The organism is Nonomuraea sp. NPDC049655, assembly GCF_044465465.1.
GTDB lineage: Bacteria > Actinomycetota > Actinomycetes > Streptosporangiales > Streptosporangiaceae > Nonomuraea.
Genome location: NZ_JBITLS010000003.1, coordinates 545,251 through 562,890 on the forward strand (window position 1 = coordinate 545,251; position 17,640 = coordinate 562,890).

Below are 17,640 nucleotides of genomic sequence, written 5' to 3' on the forward strand. Positions count from 1 at the left end.
GTTCGGCGGGGGTGCGCGGCACGGTGGAGCGCATGAACAAGATCCTTGTCGCGAGTGCCCTCGCGCTCGCCGCCACCACTCCGTACCCCGCCCAAGCCGCGGCTGCTGAAGCCGTGACCACCGCGCCCGTGACCGCGCTGCCCGCGCCGACCGGCCCGTACCCGATCGGCAAGGTGGACCTGCACCTGGTGGACCGCAGCCGCCCCGACCCCTGGGTGACCGGCCGCGACGCCCGCGAGCTGATGGTCTCCCTCTGGTACCCGGCCCGCAAGGGGACGAGCAGGCCGGCGCCGTACCTCACGCCGAAGGAGTCGGAACTGGTCCTCAAGGGCGTGCCGCAGCTCAAGGACCTCCCGTCCGACACGCTCGCCAGGACCAGGACACACGCCCGCGCCGGCGCCCCCGCGGTCAGGCGGAAGGGCGGATGGCCCCTGGTGGTCCTGTCACCCGGCATGACGCTGCCCCGCGCGACGATGACCTCGCTGGCCGAGGAGTTCGCCACCCACGGCTACCTGGTGGCGGCCATCGAGCACACCTACGAGTCGGTCGCCACCACCTTCCCCGACGGCCGCACCGTCACCTTCGAGGCCGGCAAGGCCGGACAGACCCCCGAGACAGGCGAGAAGGTGGCCCGGGTCAGGGCCGCCGACACCGAGTTCGTCCTCGACGAACTGGACCGGAGCAGGCGCTGGAACGCGCTGATCGACGAGCGGCGCATCGCGATGGTCGGACACTCGGTCGGCGGCCAGAGCGCCGCGCACCTGCTGCCCGTCTCCCGGCGGATCAAGGCGGTGGTCAACCTCGACGGCACCTACAACCCGAAGACCCCCGCCCAGCCGCTGGACAAGCCCTTCATGATGATCGGCAACCCCCGGCACCAGCCGAGATCCGGCGGCCCCGACGGCTCGTGGGACACGTTCTGGCCGCACGTGACCGGCGACGGGAAGCGGTGGCTGACCGTGACGGGGGCCGAGCACATGAGCTTCATCGACTACGCGGTGCTCCAGCCGCAACTCGGCCTGCCCAAGACCCCGATCGACGGCGAACGCGCCATCGCGATCACCCGCAGGTACGTCACCGCCTTCTTGGACCTGCACCTCAAGCACAAGCCCGCCCCCGCCCTGGACAGGCCGTCACCGGACTGGCCCGAGGTGCGCTTCTGGTAACCACAGCCGGAGCTCCGCTTCCGGCGAAGCGCGGCCCAGGCGATCCACGGCCGAGGCACTGTCCCGGCAGTGCGCGGTGCGGGGGGATGAGAGCGCCGGGGACAGCGGCTGTCTCCAGATCGATCAACCGGCAGGAGCCGTCCGGCCCGACGGTGACGGTGTTCGGCGTCAGGTCCCGCGACACGAAGCCCCGCTCGTGCACGGCAGGTTGTCGGCTATCGCCCGGTTCGAGCCGGACCTGGTGCCGGAGGAGCAGGTATTGCTTGAGGTAATAGGTGCTGACGGGCTCGACTCCGGTGGCGGTGAGCCGGGAGATCAGGGCGTGCGGGTTGGCGATGTGCGGCCAGAGCTGGCGGCGCTCGGCGAGGTGGTCGCGCAGGGCTTCGTGGGTCAGCTCGTCGAGAGGGCGGGCGATGCTGTCGAGGATGATGCGCCGGTTGGGCAGGTCGATGCCGTCGAGGGTGAGCTGGCGGATGGCCTGTGGGTGAGCGGCGTGGATCGCGTCCAGGGCGACGATCAGGCGCAGCGCCGGTGTGACGGCGGCACGCATGCGCGTTGACCTGGCTGCCAGAGTCGAGCCGGACCAGGAGTGCGCCGTCCTCGCGGGTTCTGGCCACGGTGCCCTCGGCGCCGTTCGACAGCCGTACGCGCGCCAGCGGCCTTTCCGGTCGCGCGGCTGGTCGGGGTCGAAGGCGTTGCGCAGCCTGCGGGCCTTCTCCTCCAGGCTGGCGGTGTAGGTGACTCCGCCGATTGTCCACGTCCGCTTGTTGGCCACCGTGCCCCCTGCTCTGCCCCGTGCCGGTGTGCAGGGCAGGGAACACGGCCGGGCGGGCTAGCGTCTGCGTCCGCCGATCAGGTCATGCCGCCGCGAACAGGTCGAGCTGGTCGTCCTCGGCGGCCCGCGTGGGCCGGAGCTGCTGAACGAGCTTGGGGGCGCGCTGGGCGGCGCGGGCCGGGGTGGGGAACAGGTCGAGCTGGTCGGGCTGGCCGATCTCGCGCTTGGCGTCGGCCGCGACCGCTTCGACACGATCCCACCATGCAAGCGCGAACGTCAGGCAGTTGGCCTCGCTCTTGTGACGGGTGGAGCCGCACCGGGTAGGAGTGCGGCGGCCCGCGAACGACCAGGCCATGCTGTCGGCCGTCACCAGGTAGCGGCCGTACCGGCGCAGGCCGGCGAGGTTGACGCCGAACCCGTGCAGCGGCAGGTCGAGCTGGGCGAGCGTGCGGAAGATGTCGCCGATCTCCGTGCTGGCCTGCCGGCGGCAGACGGAGCCGACGCCGACGATCTCGTAGTCCGCTGCCAGGCGGACGCCGTGCTCCTCGTACAGGGCGACGCAGGCGAGGTAGTCGTCCACCGTCCAGCCCTGGATGACGGGCATGACCGGACAGTCGGTGTCGCCGAACTGCGGCCCCGCTCGACCAGGCGCAGGAAGTCGGCGACGGTGCGCCGCTGGTGCTCGGCCACGGTGAGGCCGGTCTTGTCGAGCATCTCGGGCTCGCACATCCAGTCCTGCGGCGCGGCCTTATTCGGGGTGTTGAGGACCGTCCGCTGTCCGCTCCTGAGACTGGTGGATCACCCCTTGACAAAATGATCGGCCTTCGGGGAGGCCGACTTTGACAGCGTTGACAGGGGGTGATCTTGGACATACGTTCCATGAATGCCCAGTCGGTTACTGGCTTCACTGATCGTCCTGTTGCTCTGCTCGTGCTCGACAGCGACACCTGGAGGGCCCGCGCCAACTGCGGCCACAACCGCGCCTGCAGGACGCGCCTACGAGGGCCCCGCTCTGCCGGGACTCGCGACGGAGCAGGCGTGGACGCTGCCCCTCGGCTCCATCCGTGACGCCGTCGCCGTCGGCAAGTCCTTCGCCGTACTTGGGCGGGCCGCCGACATCTTCGCCCTCCAGGTGATCGATGCCGCCACGGGCAGAGAGCTCAAGAGCATTCCGATCGAAGACGAGGACGCGACCCTGCGCGCGGACACTGATCACGGCAAACCGGTGGCAGTGGTACGGCATCGGCGGCAACTGGCCGCATCGGGGCTGACCGCCGAGTCCAGCCAGGTGTCCGACCTGGTGATCGACGAGACAGGCTCGGAGGTCTGGCGCTCGCCAGAGGACGGCGACGGCAGACAGGGCACCTTCTTCATCGGTGGCTACGCCGCCCAAGGCGAGGCGGACGGAGCCGGTCTCAGCAACGTGTCCAAACTGTCCACCCTCGCAGGCCAACAGGCCGTCGCCCTGCCGATCGGCGCCGAGGAAGAAAACTCCTTGCTCGGCGTCATCAAGGACAAGGCGGTGTACTGGCCGAAGGGGATGCTCCTGGACGAGGAGGCGGCGGTCGTTCATGGCTTTGACCTTTCCAAGGGCGGGAGCTTGGCCTGGCGGCTACCGCGAGATGTGCAGGCCCGAACCATCGTCGGCGACTTTCTGCTCACCTGGCAGTCGGACGGGATGTCCTCCACTCACTCGCTCTACGACCTGATGTCGGGTGAGCGGGTGGGCGGGTTCGAGGTTTCGAACTCGGTGGGGGTGCGATGCGCGACGTCCGCCTTCGACGCCGACAGCGATGCAGTGCTGTGCGACGAGCCACTGACGCTGATCGATTCCAGGACTGGCAAGCTCCTCGTCCCCACTGTGGAAAACCAGCGTGAGGCGTCGGTCGAGTCGGCCTTCGGTGGAATCGCCTACCTCAAGGTCAAGCAAGAGCAGGGAGCCGAGCCTCTCTACCTGGCCTTGGACGACAGGACGGGCAAGGTACTCGGCGACAATCTGCCCGCGGCACCGCTGGCGGTCAGCACTGATGACTACGCGCTGATCTGGCACAAGCTCCATGCCTTCGGGTTCAAGCGGACTGCCTGACACGGCCTCGTCGGGGGCCCACCAGGATCACGGGCTCGGCGGTGCTGAGCGATTCCCAGTCGAGGTGGACGACATGCACGAAGGCACGGTTGGTGCTGGTCATGCGGGGTGGTTCCTTCCGGCAGGTTCCGCGCGCACGCCGCACGGACGGCACACGGAACCTGAAGAGATGCGCTACCGTCCCGCCCCGATGCCGGAACGGGACGGGATGATCAGAGAGGGGGAGGGGCAGCCCGCCGTCTCGTCCAGAGCGCGGACCATGTCGAACGCCTCCGGCTCCGTGAACGCTCTCGCAGCGAGTTCGAGCCGGCCGTGAAGAGGCAGGTACGCGCGTCCACGCCTCCAGCCGTCCAGCGCCGGGCGACGCACGCTTCGCCACCGCGTCCAGCGGGGCATGGAAGAGCACGCGGGCCTGGTCGGCGTACGGAGCCGAGCTGATGGCGTGCGAGACGTGGGCGGCCATGTCCTCCTCGGACGGCAGGCGCGGCGTGAAGCGCGTCCCCGGCGGCCCGAGCGGCTGCTCGATCCGGTCGGCCCGGAAGGTACGCCAGTCGTCGTTGGCCACGTCCTACGCCAGTACGGGTACCACCGACGCAGCCTGACAGGATCGAGACTCATGATTGACGATTTCGCGAAAGACAACCTGCACGAGAGACTGCGACGGGACCGCAAGGCGCTGCTCTGGAAACTCGACGGGCTGTCCGAATACGACACCCGCCGACCTCTGACAGTGACCGGGACCAACCTCCTTGGCCTGGTCAAACACCTGGCCACCGTCGAGGCCAGGTACTTCGGCGAGGTCTTCGACCGCCCTTCCCCGGAACCGCTGCCCCGATGGCAGGACTCCAACGGCAGCGATCTGTGGGCGACCGAGGACGAGACTCGCGATCAGATCATCGGGTTCTACCGGCGCACGTGGGAACACTCGGACGCGACGATCAACGAGCTGCCCCTCGACGCCCCCGGCCACGTGCCGTGGTGGCCGGAGTCAACGCCGGCCTGGCACATGAACCTGTTCGCCATCATGGTCCACGTCCTCGGCGAGTCCACCCGGCATGCCGGGCACGCCGACATCCTGCGCGAGGGCCTCGACGGCCGGACCGGGTCGCGCGCCGAGTACGAGGAGCAGATCGACGAGGAAGCCCGTGCAGCCTACTGCGCGAAGATCGAGCAGGCCGCCAGGACGGCCCGAACCGATTAGGACTCAACCCGCATCGCGCCACCGTGGCCGCGCCCTTGGCGGGGCCACGGTTCACCCCCGCCCCCCACCAGGCCCTCACCCGATCTCGGGGAAGGCGTCCTCGTCGCCCGGGTCCGTCCCGACCCGGCGCCATCGACAGACGTCCTCAGCCGAGGACGATGCCGCTCACAGCCACTCCGTTCGGTGGCCGGGGCAGCCGAACCGGTACGGCGTGGCGGCCATCCGCAGCGTCCGGCACGGGCATCCGGGCCGATGAACGGGCCTCGCCGTACTGGACTCGCCGTACTGGATGGGGTGTCTGGATGAACCCTCCAGGCCGGCGGGGCGTCCTTTTGGTATGAAGAGATCGCGGTTGACCGTCATCGCGCTGCTCGCGTCGTTGTGCGCCTGCGGCCCGTCCGGTGCCGGCCCGGTGCCTTCTGCGGCCGGGACCGAGACGATCGTGTTGCCGCGGGCCGATCAGCCCAAGGCGCATCGGCCCACCCTGGAGCGGCTCAAGCGGGAGGCGGCGTCGTCGGGCCGCCCCCTGGAAGAGGTCGTCAAGCGGTACGCGACCCGGGTGGCCGCCACCTCCTCGCCCAGGCCGACGGACTTCGAGGGTTACGACCCTGCCGTGACCGAGCCGGACGTGGTCATCGACGGCATCCCCTACGCCGAACTGGTCGACCTCGGGGCCGTCGCCAGATCGGAGGGCATCTCCTACGAGGAGGCCCTCGACCGCTTCGGCTCACAGTCGTCCAACAGCCAGGTGATCGACAAACTTCATGCGGAGTTCCCTGACGAGATCTCCGGCGTCAGCTACGTCGACGGCCAGCGGGGGCTGCGCGTCGGCTTCAAGGGCCCCATCCCGGCTCGCGCCATCGAGCTGGCCAGGACTCTTCCCATGGAGGTCACCCTGATCGGCGGCAAGGGATTCTCGGCCTCGGAGCTCCGGCAGGCCCAGGACACGGTCGTCTCCTGGCTCCGGTCCCGTCCTGAGGTGGCCACGATGACGGCGCGCCCAGATGAGGAGACCGGCCAGGTCAAGGTCACAATCCAGCCGAAGGTGATGCCGGACGATGCCGAGGAGTTCAAGCGTGGTCTTCAGCTCCCGCAGCCGGACAATCCGCACATCACCGTCGAGGTCACGCTCTCCGCCGAATCGGTCGCCGTTCAGCCGCAGTGAGGGCCGCCGAAGCCCCCGCGCGCACGGCCCGAATGCAGCGCCCAGGAGCCCCCGTCATGACTCCGCTCGATCGCACTCTTGCCAGAGCCCTCACCGAGGTCGTCATCAGGCTGGACCTCAGCGCCAGGCAGCTGACGGCCTGGGAGAAACCGGCGACGCTCGGGCTACCACCTGAATGACGACCCGTTCGCCCGAGCCGGCGATCGCGAGCCCTGTGATCAGGGCAGATTCGAGCGCTGCTGCCGGCCACGAAGCCTCTCCAGCGCGGCCGCAACCTCATGGACCTGCTCAGGTTTCCGGGTGCTCCACTCGGAGACCTCGTTGAACCATCGGTTCCAGACCGCGCCCACAGCCTCGGCGGTGACCTCTTCCTCACCGCGCACCAGAGCGGTCAGATCACGCACTTCAGGGTCGTACTCGTCCTCGGGAGCCCCCATGCCCAACAGACCTTCGGGGTCGTACCGATTGATCAGCACACGGACAGCGGCGGCCACCTGATCATCCTTCATGCCTCCAGCATGCCCCGGCGCCTCCGGGCCTTCCCATCACTTGCCGAACATGCCTGGCGGGCCTTCAAGCAGTCTTCGCGATCGGTGACCGCATGCTCAGTGCACAGCCCCGGCCGCTTGACCACTTCCGCCGCGACCTCGTGCGCATTGACCGAACCGCCCCGCTACCGGTCCCGGGATCGACGGTGATAGACATCCGGCGTGGAAAAGAACCTGGAGTTCCCTGACCTGCTGCGACTGATCGATGAACGGTCGACCGCCTTCCGCGCCACGGTCGCCGCCGCGCCTAGTCTCGACGCACCGGTGCCGACCTGCCCCGGGTGGAAGCTGTTCGATCTGGTGAAGCACCTGGGCGGGGGAGACCGTTTCTGGGCCGCCATCGTCGGCGCGGGGCCTGCCGACGCTCCCCCGGCCGAGGCCGCCGCCGCGCGCGCCGCGCTGGAGGTGCCGCGGGAGCGCGAGGCCCTGCTGTCCTGGCTGGAGGAGTCCACGCAACTTCTGCTGGGCGTGCTGCGGGAGGCGGGCCCGGACGCCGGCTGCTGGGCGTGGTGGAGTGCCCTGCAGACGCCACGGACCTCCGGCGGAGTCGCCCGGCACCGGGTTCAGGAGAGCGCCGTGCACACGTACGACGCCCAGTTGGCCGCGGGCGCCCCGCAGCCGGTGCCGGCCGAGGTCGCCCTCGACGGTGTCGAGGAGTTCCTGTTCACCTGCGTCGCGACGCCCAGCGCCTGGCCGCACAAGCCCACAGCCTTCGACTTCCACGCCGCCGAGGGCCGCTCCTGGCGCCTCACGGTCGACGGCGACGGCGCACGCTCCACCCGCATCCCGTCGCCCACTGCCGCGCCCGGCGAGGACTGGGACGCAGCCGGCGCCTCCGTCCACGGCACGGCCAGCGAGTTGGTCCTCTACCTGTACGACCGTATCCAGGCCGGCTCCTTGCACGTTGACGGAGACGCAGGGCTGCTCGACCTGCTCCGCGCCTGGGAGCCGGAGGAGTAGGCCTCCGGGGAGGATCGGACCTGATCTTTGGCGCCATGACTACCGCGGCGACCTGATCGCCTTCGCCGCCCGCGAGCTACGAGGTCCGAGTCGCGCAGCCCGCGGTCCGAGGTGCGGTCCGGAGTGCGGTTCGGGCAGTCTGCGGTGCAGGTGATGCGCGATGCGGCATGTGGTTCTGGTTGTCTGCGGCCGGGCGGGTGTTTCTGGTTGATGCCCCGCGTCCGCGCTGCCCGCAAGTTCGTTGCCCGGTGTCGCCCGCGGTCAGTCGGCCTGTGTCGCCTGTGGTTCGGGGCCGAGGGCTCGTTGGGTGAGTTCGGCGGCGACCGCTCGTTCGCGTAGCAGGGCGGCCTCGGCGCGTGCGGCGTCCAGTTCGGCCCTTACGTCCGCCAGGCGCATGCGCTCCAGCCGCAACTCCCCCAGCAGCTGGTCGCGTTCCTTGACCGCCGCCGCGGCCCGTACCTTCTCCCGGGCGTGTTGTCTGCGCTCCTTGGCCAGCGCCGCGGCGGCGTCCTCCTCGGCCGACGCCAGCTTCCGGGCCAGGTCACCCACCTCGGTCGCGGCCTGGGCGGCCTCCCGCTGCGCGACCGCCCGGTCCCGCTCGGCCTCTGCGGCCGCCCGTTCGGCACGTTCGGCCCGCTCAACGGCTCGCTCCCGCTCCTGCGCGGCCGCCTCCTCCCTGGCGGTGGCCGCGATCATCGCCCGCCCCGCCAGCTCGCGCGCCCGCCCGGCCGCCGCCGCCTCCTCCCGGGCGCGATCTCTCTCCTCCCGCGCCCGGTCCGCCTCCAGTCCGGCCTGTACGGCCTGCGCCCGCGCCTCCTCGGCCCGCTCCTCGGCCGCCTCCGCCTGCTCGGCCAGCTCCTGGACGACCTGATCCCGGGTCTGCTCGGTCAGCTCCGCCTGGCGCGACGCCTCCTTCACCCGCCGTTCGGCCTGCTCGGCCCGCCGGACCGCCTTCTCGGCGGTCTGCAACGCCTGCCGTTCGGTGCTGGCCGCCTCGCGCAACGCGGCCAGGGCCTGCTCGCGGGCGCGTTCGGCGTCCTGCAGCGCCGTCTCACGCTCGTTCTCGGCCTCCTCCAGCCGGGCTCGCATCTCGGCGGTCTGCCGGCGCGCGTGCTCGGTGGCCTCCCGGGCCAGGCGTACCTGCTCGAAGGCCTGCTCCCGTTCGGTGCGGGCGATCGCCACGCGGGTGTGCGCCTCTGCCTGGACGGCGCTCAGCTTGGCCTCGACCCCGGCCGGGCTCAGCTCGTCGGACAGGGCCTTGGCCAGCGGCTCGATGGCCGCGAGAAGCCCGGTCTCCATCCGGTCGTACAACTGCTCGGCCCTGGCCAGCGCGCCTTCCAGCCCGGGGGTGGCCCGCCGCAGCTCGCGCTCCCGCTTGGCCGCCGCCTGGCACCCCTTCTCCGGACAGTACGACTTCGGCCGCCCGCGCCCCGGCCGCTGCTCGATGGGAGCTCCACAATGCTTGCAAGGCGTCACCACGCCGACCTCCGCAGTCACGGCGACACCCTAACATTTTCTAGTTTCTGGAAATTCGATTCCAGAAATTGACCATGCGCATGCGAGGTCACGACGAAGTCGCCATCGCAGTGCCATGCGCGCGAGGTAAGCCCTCGCCACCGCAGGTCAGCGCCCTGCCCTGGTGAACGGCCGGACGTCCGCCACTGAGCACAGCCCCCGGCCGCGCCGCCTCCGGCCCACCGGACGGACATGAAACGTCTCCGGCGTGTCGCCCTCTTCGCGTCTCCGCCGCTCACCACAATGCCGTGCCGCACCGACAGTTCGTTCGTGTCCGCCGCCGTGCCGGCGCGTCGGCCACCATGCCGGACGTGACCACCAGCTCCACGTTCCCGCGCGCACACTCACAGGACGATGACGAGCTCGTACGATTCGCGCCACTCTCGTCAGGCTCAGCGCCACGTCGCGCCACGCGGTGCGCAGGGCTGACCGACGGGGCAGCGCGAACACCGCCATGAGCCCGCACACGGTGACCGTCCGTTGCGGTGCCGGGACGCGCCCGCCGCGGCCGCGCGTGCGCCCGGCGCGGCCGCCCGCCTGCGGCCGCGGCGGTGGCTGTTCGTCCCTGTCGTGCGGGTGGCGCCCGCCGTCGAATTGCCCGCCGTCAAGGAGCGGCACGGCGCCGCACATCGTGAGGGCCCCGGGATCATGGCGCCGTTCGCGCCGTCGCCCGGGGCGATCACGGAGACAGGGCGGAGCTTCGAGGTGAGCGCGCCTGACGATCAAATCCCGGCTCGGTCGAATCGTCGGGCACCTCGACTTCGTAGCCACCTGGCCCGCTGCCCACGGGGGCCGACGTCGCGAGACGGCTGCGACGAAGGCGTCAAGGGGACCGGGGCAGAGAGATTTGGAGCGGAATCCGACGTCAGCTGGGTTCTTCCAGGTCAGTGAACCCCTGGCCGCGCGGGCCTCCGAACGTCGTCAATGCCGGATTCCGCTCCAACGCACAGGGGCCGGCGGGAGGACGGAACATCTGCCGCCGCTCGCGAGCCGCCCCGGGGGCCATCCGGCACATTTCGCACCAGGTGAGGGACTTAAACTGCCCATCGTGTTTCCTCCAGTGAAGATCATCTCCAATGGGTTGGTGATTCGTGAGTTCGGGCCGCAGGATGCCGTGCCTGTGCGGCATTCGTGGCCTCCGGGGATCGAACGGCCCTGCCGCCCGGCTCTCCACAGATGGTCGCCGACGTGCACGGGTGGCTGACCGACACCGTGCGCCGGCGACGGCTGGACGGCGAGGGCGTACACCTGGCGATCGTGGAGCAGACCACCGGCGAGATCGTCGGCAGTATCGGGCTGCGCGACACAGACTGGGAGGCCGGCTGTGCCGAGATCGGTTACGGAATTCACACTGGTCAGCGCGGCCGCGGCTACGCGACCGAGGCCGCGCGCGCGGTTGGACGGTGGGCGCTCGTCAACGGTGGGATACGGCGTGTTCAGCTGCGCTCCCGGATCGACAACGCCGCTTCCCTGCGGGTTGCCGAGAAGGCCGGATACCAGCGGGAGGGCACGGTGCGGGTCGCGGAGCGGGACGGGTGCGAGGCTCATGACCTGGCCGTCTTCTCGATGATCGCCACATGAGCAGCCGCAGAGGCTGAAGAAACCGCCGCTCGTGATCCGGGCGGAGCTTCACCGACCAGCCGGTCCGCCCTCGCCGCGCCGGTCACTGTGGCGGACCGGCGACGACCTCCAGCCCAGGTGGCGGGTCAGGTCGAGCTCGAAGCGCCCTCGATTACGCAGAACTACCTCACCTCCGACCCGAGCGGCCGGACTTGAAGGCCGGCCACGCCTCACCTGGCCGGGGTTCTGGTCACGGTGGCCTGCACGTCACTTGGCCCGATGCGGGGCGAGGTCGCGGCCAAGGAAGGCCAGCAGCCGCCGGTGGGCGGGTGCGCCTGCGGGCTGATGAAGTTCGAGGCCGAACATTCCGGGGCGGCGGAAGGCATCGAAGTCCATGCCGCGCATGGTGGCGAGCAAGTCGTCGCAGGCCTGCTCGTCCACCAGCGTTTCCTGGTCGGTGGCGATCGCCAGGTCGACGCCGTGCACCAGGACCTCGGTCAGATGGATGAGTGCGGCCATCGGCCCGGGCACTTCCCCGAATCCCAGCCGCACGGTCGTCTTCAGGGCACCTTCGCGGTGCCAGGCCGCGAGATCGAGCCGGGCGGCTCCGAGAAAAGCGCCCTGCGGGTCGGTGCCCAGCCAGTCATCCTCGTGCTCGCCGCCGGGGTCGGTGCCGGTGAGCTCGGCGGCGAAGATGCGCATGCCGCCGACCAGGTGGTTGAGCTCGGTACGCACGTCCCATCCCGGGCAGGGTGTGGGGGCGGTGAGCTGCTCGTCGGTGATGGCCTTGACGATGGTCGCGGTCATGTGGACGGCCTGGTCGATCCGGCCGATGGTGTTGGTCATCTGGTTGCTCATTTCGGTACTCATCGCGCTTGGGGATTGATCAGGTCCGGCCCGGGTTCACCGCTGAGGTTCACGGGTTGCCCCGGCTTGGAATCGGGCGGGCGAGTGCGGAGGCGGACGGCGGGGTCCGCCGTAGCGGCGAACAGGGTCCGCGCCCTCGGGTTGGTGATCGATGCGCTGATCACCGCGGTCGGGAACGGCAGGAAGGCGACCAGGAGCAGGAACGGCGCGTGCCACCGTGGGCAGGACGAACGCCGGCGCGAACGCCGACAGGAGCCCCGCTGGTCGACCGGGAAGTCCCGCAGCGCGGGCCCGGACTCCCCGTTGCTCCTCGTCCGGGATGGCCCGTGCGGTTCCGATCACCTTGCCCAGGTCGGGCCCGCCGTGGGGGGCGACGCACGCCGTACGAAGGGACTCGAAGAGGAACTTCACGGCGGACTCCCCTCACTGAACGAGACGGAACGGGACCGTCTCGTCATGTTCGCACCATAGCCCTGGCCCGACCCGAGACGCAACCGTTCCGTCTCGGGTATGCTCGGCGGCATGAGTCGATCGCCAGCAGCTCGCCCGCCCGGCGGGCCCGTGCTTCAGGGCGCCGTCACCGACGCGATCCGCACCGCCTTCTTGGAAGAGCTCGCCGAGGTCGGCTACGGAAGGTTGTCGCTGGAGGCCGTGGCCCGGCGGGCCGGCTCGGGCAAGGCCGCCATCTACCGGCGCTGGCCGTCCAAGGAAGCCGTGACCATCGACCTGATCACCCAAGTCTCCATCGCCGCAACCGACACCCCCGACACCGGAACCCTGCGCGGCGACGTCCTGGCCTTCCTGACCGCGGTCGACGGGGCGCTCCGGCATCCACTGGTGTCGCGAATTCTGCCCGACCTGTTCGCTGCGGGCATCCACCATCCCAACATCGCCGACTCCCTGCGCGACAGGGTCGGTGGAGCTCGGCGCGAGAAGGCGGTCAGCGTCCTGCGGCGGGCCGTGGAGCGCGGAGAACTCGCGCCCGACACTGACTTCGAACTCGGCCTGGACCTGCTGGCGGGCCCCCTCTACTGGAGCACCACCGTCCGCCAGGCCCCCGCCGACCCGGCCCGCCTGCAGCGGCTCGCGGACAAGGTGGTGGCCGCCCTCGCGGCATGACGAGGTGCCATCCCAGCACCCGGCGACTTCAGCGGCCGGGGCGACGCGACCGGAGAAGGGCCACCGATGCTCTTCGGAAGCCCCCACCGGCGAACCCGGCACGGGAGTCGGTGACGGTCGTCGACCGAAGCCAGGCTGTACCCCAGCTCGGAACCGCCCCGTTGTGACGTCGCTCACAAGCTGTCACAGCCACGGAGGGGGTTCCGTCTTAGAGCGCATGACGAACACGGAACGCACCACCGCACTGATCACCGGCGCCAACAAGGGGCTCGGCCTCGAAGCCGCCCGGCGCCTCGGCGCACTCGGCTGGACGATCTTCCTCGGCTCCCGCGACGAGGCCCGCGGGCAGGCCGCCGCCGCCCGGCTGGCCGAGGACGGCATCGACGTGATCATGATCCCCCTGGACGTGACCTCCGACGCGTCCGTGAACGAGGCCGCGCGGCTCGTCCGCGAGCACACCGGCCACCTGGACGTGCTGGTCAACAACGCCGGCGCGCCGGGGAACGCCGTCCCGCCCGCGGAGGCCACCGCCGGGGAGATCCACGCGGTCTACGACACCAACGTCTACGGCCCGGTCCGGGTCACCCACGCCTTCCTGCCGCTGCTCCAGGCCGCCGAGCACCCGCGGGTGGTGATGGTGTCCAGCGGCGGCGGCTCCTTCGCCGTCGTCACCGATCCGGACCAGCCGGTCTCGAAGATGCACGAGCTCGCCTACAGCTCCTCCAAGGCGGCCCTGAACATGATCACCGTCCGGTACGCCCAGGCGCTCCCGCACATCAAGTTCAACGTCGCCACCCCCGGCGAGACCGCCAACCACAAGTTCGCCGCCACCGACATGAACCGTCACACCGGCCTGCTGACGGTCACCGAGGGCACGGACTCGATCGTCCGGCTCGCGACCCTGGGCCCCGACGGCCCGACCGGCGTCTTCGTCGACCGCCTCGGCCCGATCGCGTGGTGACCTCGGTGCGCCACCGGACCGGCCCGCCTGGTCACGAGGAGGTCCAGCCGCACGGCTACCCTGCTGCGGGTCGTACACAAGCACCTCCGGACGGGAAGGCCGAGCAGATGAGCCGCGGTACAGGAGCCGACGCGACCGCCCCCCTGGCGGAGGAGCCGGACGTGACCGGATACCGGCCGCTGCTGTTCTCCATCGCCTACGGGATGACCGGTTCCGTGGGCGACGCCGAGGACATCGTGCAGGACGCGTTCCTGGGCCTGACCAGGGCGCGCAACGCGGGCACCGCGATCACCGAGCCGAAGGCGTACCTGACGACCGCGGTGACGCGGCTGGGCATCGACCACCTGCGCTCGGCGCGGGTGCGACGGGAGACGTACGTGGGCGAGTGGTTGCCCGAGCCGGTCGTGGCGCACCCCGGCGAGCCGGGGCCGGCCGAGCACGCCGAGCTGGCCGACTCGTTGTCGATGGCGTTCCTCGTGCTGCTGGAGTCCCTGTCGCCGGTGGAACGGGCGGTGCTCATGCTGCGCGAGGTGTTCGGGTACGGCTACCAGGACGTCGCGCGGATCACCGGCAAGACCGAGGTGAACTGCCGGCAGATCCTCGCCCGCGCCAGGCAGCGCGTCGCCGCCGGACGGCAGTCCCGCGACAACGCGCCGACCCAGGCGCGGCGGGCGGCGGGCGAGGAGCTGGCCCGCAGGTTCTTCGACGCGGCCGGCGGCGGCGACCTGGACGCGCTGCTCGGCATGCTCGCGCCCGACGTGGTCCTGCACGGGGACGGCGGCGGCAAGGCCCAGGCGATGGCCAGACCGGCGGCCGGGGCGCCCCGCGTCGTCAAGATGCTGGTGGCGGGGCTGCGCCGGGTCCGCGCGCTCGGCGTCACGGTACGGACGGCCTGGGTCAACGGCCGCCCCGGCGCGGTCATGTACGACGCCGAGGGACGCGTGGCTGGCGTGGTCGAGCTGGACGTCGCCGACGGCGTGATCCAGGCGATCCACTCGGTGGTCAACCCGGACAAGCTCGCCCATCTCGGCCCGGTCTCCGACGTCGCCCGCCTCCCGGAGAAGTGAGCCGGGGGTCAGGAGGAGGAGGCGGCGGTGTAGCGGCGGGCCAGCTGGGCGAAGGCGTCCCTGAGCTCGGCGGGGCCGACGACCTCGATGTCGGCGTCGAACCTGCCGAGCGCGGCCGCCAGCCCCAGCCACGACCACGAGCCCATGACGATCCGGCAGCGGTCCGGCCCCGCCTCCTCGACGAGCCCGTCCCGGACGTAACGGGACACGACCGCCGCGGGCAGCGCGAGGATCACCTCGCCGCGGCAGGGCCAGTCGCCCGCCTCGTCCGAGCCGCGGAAGCGCGCGGTGACGAAGGCGGCCACCCCGCCGCCGGGCAGCTCGCGCGGGGTGAAGCGCGGCCCGGTGGGCGTGCGCGGCCGGATGCGGTCGGCGCGGAAGGTGCGCCAGTCCGCGCGGTCGAGGTCCCACGCGACGAGATACCAGCGGCCGCCCCAGGTGACGAGGTGGTGCGGCTCCACCCGCCGGGGCGGCGGCAGCGCGCCGCCGTCGTCCGCCTCCGACGGGTAGTCGAAGCGCAACACCTCACGGGCATGGACGGCGGCGCTGAGTGCGACGAGCACCCCGCCCGCGACCTGCGGCTCGGGCCGTGCGCCCGCCCGTTCGACGGCGGTCACCTGGAGGGTGTCGATCCGGTGGCGCAGCCGTGCGGGCATGACCTGCCGGACGGTGGTGAGCGCCCGCGCCGCGGCCTCCTCGATGCCCGCCCCGGCGGTGGCGGCGATCTGGAGCGCGATGGCCAGCGCGACGGCCTGCTCGTCGTCGAACAGCAACGGCGGCAGCTCGCTGCCCGCGTCGAGCCGGTAGCCGCCGTCGGGGCCCTTGATCGCCGCGATGGGGTAGCCGAGGTCGCGCAGACGGTCGACGTCGCGGCGCACTGTGCGCGGGCTGACCTCCAGCCGTTCGGCGAGCAGCGCCCCCGGCCAGTCGCGGCGCATCTGGAGCAGCGAGAGCAGGGCCAGCAGGCGTGCCGAGGTCTTCTGCATGTTTCCATGGTGCCGCAAGAAGAGGCCACAACCTGACCGCTTCCTGCGCCAGCATGGGCATCGCAACCGGGGCCGGACGGTTCCCGGCGACCATGAGCCGAACCGGCGAGGAGCCTGCCATGTCTGTAAATGTCGTGATCCATCTGAACTTCCGCGGCGAGGCCGCCGCCGCGCTCGCGTTCTACCGGTCGGTGTTCGGCGGGGACGTCACCACCGTGACCTACGCGGACGCCGGGAACGTCCAGGACCCCGCCGACGCCGGCCGGGTGATGTGGGGCCAGGTGGCCGCGCCCGGCGGCTTCCGCCTGATGGCCTACGACGTGCCCGCCCACCTGCCCTGGGACCAGGGCGAGAACGCGTTCTTCGTCTCGCTCGGCGCGGACACGGCCGAGGAGGCCACCGCGTACTGGGAGGGGCTGGGCGCGGGCGCGACCGTCGTGCGGCCGCTCGGGCCCGCGCAGTGGGTGCCGCTGCACGGCATGGTGCGCGACCGCTTCGGGGTGACCTGGATCGTCGAGCACGGCGCGTCCTGAGCGCGAGGAAACGGCTGAGCGCGGGAAGAGAAGATGACCGTTCTGAGCACCAGGGCGCTCAACCGCGCCACGCTCGCCCGCCAGTTGCTGCTCGACCGCGCCGGCCTGCCGGTCCTCGACGCCGTCGGGCACCTGTGCGGCCTGCAGGCGCAGGAGCCGCAGGAGCCCTTCACCGGGCTCTGGTCACGGCTGCGCGCCTTCGACCCGGCCGCGCTGTCGGACCTGCTGACCGGCCGGGACGTGGTCCGGACCCACCTGATGCGGCGCACCGTCCACCTGGTCACCGCCGCCGACGTCCTGACCTGGCGATCCAGGCACGACGCGATGCTGCGCCAGCGGGTGCTCGGGGTCTACCGCCGCGAGCTGGCCGGGGTGGACCTCGACGAGCTCGCGGCGGCCGGACGGGCGGTGCTGGCCGACGGCGAGCCGCGCTCGATGTCGCAGCTCGCGCGGGCGGTGGCCGATCGCTGGCCCGGACCGGCGCCGCGGGCGCTGGGCGAGATGCTGGTCGCCGCGCTGGTCCCGATGGCGCAGCTCCCGCCGCGCGGGCTGTGGCGGACGCGGGCGGGCGTGCGCAACCTGCCGTTGTCGTCCTGGCTGGGGCGGGAGGTGGACCCGCCGTCCGCCGACGGCTCCGACCCCGTGGGGCAGGCTCTCGTACGGCGTTACCTGGCGGCGTACGGCCCCGCCGCCACGGCCGACCTGCGCGCCTGGTCCGGCCTGGCGGGCCTGCCCAAGGCCGTGGCGGCGGTACGAGACGAGCTGGTCGCCTTCCGGGACGAACGCGGCCGCGAACTGCTGGACCTGCCCGGCGCGCCGCGCCCCGACCCCGGCACGCCCGCCCCCGTGCGGTTCCTGCCGGCGTTCGACAACGCGATACTCGGCTACGACGACCGCGACCGCATCATCGACCGCGAACACCGCGGCCTGTCGGTCGCCGGCGCCCGGATGGTCCTGGTGGACGGCCGGGTCGCGGCCACCTGGACCGTCGAGGACGGCACCGTGCTCGTCACGCCGCTGCGCGGCCTGTCCCCGGCCGAGCGCGCCGCCGTCGGCGAGGAGGGAGGCGCCCTGGCGTCGTTCCTCTCCGACGGGGCCGGCGACCGCACCCGGATCCTCGACGGCTGAACG

At 71.4% G+C, this 17,640-nt stretch carries 18 protein-coding genes; 13 read left to right on the plus strand and 5 right to left on the minus strand.

Going from position 1 to position 17,640, the window contains the following annotated elements:
* Window positions 1-32: 32 nt before the first annotated feature.
* Together ACIBQ6_RS12285 and ACIBQ6_RS12290 are read left to right on the plus strand one after the other, a co-directional pair.
* Complete coding sequence (locus ACIBQ6_RS12285; RefSeq protein WP_397211606.1) at window positions 33-1,166, plus strand: alpha/beta hydrolase family protein; 1,134 nt, start codon at window positions 33-35, stop codon at window positions 1,164-1,166.
* A gap of 196 nt (window positions 1,167-1,362) precedes the next feature.
* Window positions 1,363-1,725 (plus strand): hypothetical protein, encoded by a 363-nt coding sequence (locus ACIBQ6_RS12290; RefSeq protein ID WP_397211608.1) that lies wholly within the window; start codon window positions 1,363-1,365, stop codon window positions 1,723-1,725.
* A gap of 298 nt (window positions 1,726-2,023) precedes the next feature.
* Here ACIBQ6_RS12290 and ACIBQ6_RS12295 read toward each other — a convergent pair whose 3' ends face one another.
* Window positions 2,024-2,545, minus strand: a complete 522-nt coding sequence (locus ACIBQ6_RS12295; RefSeq protein ID WP_397211610.1) for a hypothetical protein — start codon at window positions 2,543-2,545, stop codon at window positions 2,024-2,026.
* Between the two features lie 279 nt (window positions 2,546-2,824).
* On the opposite strand from ACIBQ6_RS12295, the gene ACIBQ6_RS12300 reads away from it, so the two are divergent.
* The 4 genes from ACIBQ6_RS12300 (at window position 2,825) to ACIBQ6_RS12315 (ending at window position 6,572) form a co-directional block, all read left to right on the plus strand.
* A complete protein-coding gene (locus ACIBQ6_RS12300; protein ID WP_397211612.1) occupies window positions 2,825-4,027 on the plus strand; it encodes a hypothetical protein in 1,203 nt (400 codons plus the stop codon).
* Between the two features lie 394 nt (window positions 4,028-4,421).
* Entirely contained in the window at window positions 4,422-5,228 is an 807-nt protein-coding gene (locus tag ACIBQ6_RS12305; RefSeq protein ID WP_397211614.1) for a DinB family protein, read from the plus strand.
* 352 nt (window positions 5,229-5,580) lie between these two features.
* Window positions 5,581-6,393 (plus strand): hypothetical protein, encoded by an 813-nt coding sequence (locus ACIBQ6_RS12310; protein WP_397211616.1) that lies wholly within the window; start codon window positions 5,581-5,583, stop codon window positions 6,391-6,393.
* Window positions 6,394-6,449: 56 nt separating this feature from the next.
* Complete coding sequence (locus ACIBQ6_RS12315) at window positions 6,450-6,572, plus strand: hypothetical protein (protein ID WP_397211618.1); 123 nt, start codon at window positions 6,450-6,452, stop codon at window positions 6,570-6,572.
* Between the two features lie 39 nt (window positions 6,573-6,611).
* On the opposite strand, the gene ACIBQ6_RS12320 is transcribed toward ACIBQ6_RS12315, so the two are convergent.
* A complete protein-coding gene (locus ACIBQ6_RS12320; protein ID WP_358286954.1) occupies window positions 6,612-6,902 on the minus strand; it encodes a hypothetical protein in 291 nt (96 codons plus the stop codon).
* A gap of 201 nt (window positions 6,903-7,103) precedes the next feature.
* Here ACIBQ6_RS12320 and ACIBQ6_RS12325 point away from each other — a divergent pair, with 201 nt between their 5' ends.
* On the plus strand, window positions 7,104-7,901 hold the full coding sequence (locus ACIBQ6_RS12325) for a maleylpyruvate isomerase family mycothiol-dependent enzyme (protein ID WP_397211620.1): 798 nt from the start codon (window positions 7,104-7,106) through the stop codon (window positions 7,899-7,901).
* A gap of 261 nt (window positions 7,902-8,162) precedes the next feature.
* On the opposite strand, the gene ACIBQ6_RS12330 is transcribed toward ACIBQ6_RS12325, so the two are convergent.
* Window positions 8,163-9,398, minus strand: a complete 1,236-nt coding sequence (locus ACIBQ6_RS12330; RefSeq protein ID WP_397211622.1) for a hypothetical protein — start codon at window positions 9,396-9,398, stop codon at window positions 8,163-8,165.
* 1,149 nt (window positions 9,399-10,547) lie between these two features.
* Between ACIBQ6_RS12330 and ACIBQ6_RS12335 the strand changes: the two genes are divergently transcribed.
* Complete coding sequence (locus ACIBQ6_RS12335) at window positions 10,548-10,997, plus strand: GNAT family N-acetyltransferase (protein WP_397211624.1); 450 nt, start codon at window positions 10,548-10,550, stop codon at window positions 10,995-10,997.
* Between the two features lie 246 nt (window positions 10,998-11,243).
* Here the strand turns inward: ACIBQ6_RS12335 and ACIBQ6_RS12340 are convergent, their stop codons facing one another.
* Window positions 11,244-11,822, minus strand: coding sequence for a TIGR03086 family metal-binding protein (locus ACIBQ6_RS12340; RefSeq protein ID WP_397211626.1), 579 nt, complete (start codon window positions 11,820-11,822; stop codon window positions 11,244-11,246).
* A 543-nt stretch (window positions 11,823-12,365) separates the two neighbouring features.
* On the opposite strand from ACIBQ6_RS12340, the gene ACIBQ6_RS12345 reads away from it, so the two are divergent.
* From ACIBQ6_RS12345 to ACIBQ6_RS12355, 3 genes are all read left to right on the plus strand, one after another.
* On the plus strand, window positions 12,366-12,962 hold the full coding sequence (locus ACIBQ6_RS12345) for a TetR/AcrR family transcriptional regulator (RefSeq protein WP_358286962.1): 597 nt from the start codon (window positions 12,366-12,368) through the stop codon (window positions 12,960-12,962).
* A 217-nt stretch (window positions 12,963-13,179) separates the two neighbouring features.
* Window positions 13,180-13,923: an SDR family oxidoreductase gene (locus tag ACIBQ6_RS12350; RefSeq protein WP_397211628.1), complete on the plus strand. Its 744-nt coding sequence runs from the start codon at window positions 13,180-13,182 to the stop codon at window positions 13,921-13,923.
* A gap of 161 nt (window positions 13,924-14,084) precedes the next feature.
* Entirely contained in the window at window positions 14,085-14,990 is a 906-nt protein-coding gene (locus ACIBQ6_RS12355; protein WP_358286966.1) for an RNA polymerase sigma-70 factor, read from the plus strand.
* An 8-nt stretch (window positions 14,991-14,998) separates the two neighbouring features.
* Here ACIBQ6_RS12355 and ACIBQ6_RS12360 read toward each other — a convergent pair whose 3' ends face one another.
* Window positions 14,999-15,976 (minus strand): helix-turn-helix transcriptional regulator, encoded by a 978-nt coding sequence (locus tag ACIBQ6_RS12360; protein ID WP_397211631.1) that lies wholly within the window; start codon window positions 15,974-15,976, stop codon window positions 14,999-15,001.
* A gap of 119 nt (window positions 15,977-16,095) precedes the next feature.
* Here ACIBQ6_RS12360 and ACIBQ6_RS12365 point away from each other — a divergent pair, with 119 nt between their 5' ends.
* Both ACIBQ6_RS12365 and ACIBQ6_RS12370 read left to right on the plus strand, forming a co-directional pair.
* Window positions 16,096-16,509 carry a VOC family protein gene (locus ACIBQ6_RS12365; RefSeq protein ID WP_397211633.1) on the plus strand — a complete coding sequence of 138 codons (414 nt, stop codon included), beginning with the start codon at window positions 16,096-16,098 and terminating at the stop codon, window positions 16,507-16,509.
* Between the two features lie 33 nt (window positions 16,510-16,542).
* A complete protein-coding gene (locus ACIBQ6_RS12370; RefSeq protein WP_397211635.1) occupies window positions 16,543-17,637 on the plus strand; it encodes a winged helix DNA-binding domain-containing protein in 1,095 nt (364 codons plus the stop codon).
* Window positions 17,638-17,640: the final 3 nt, after the last annotated feature.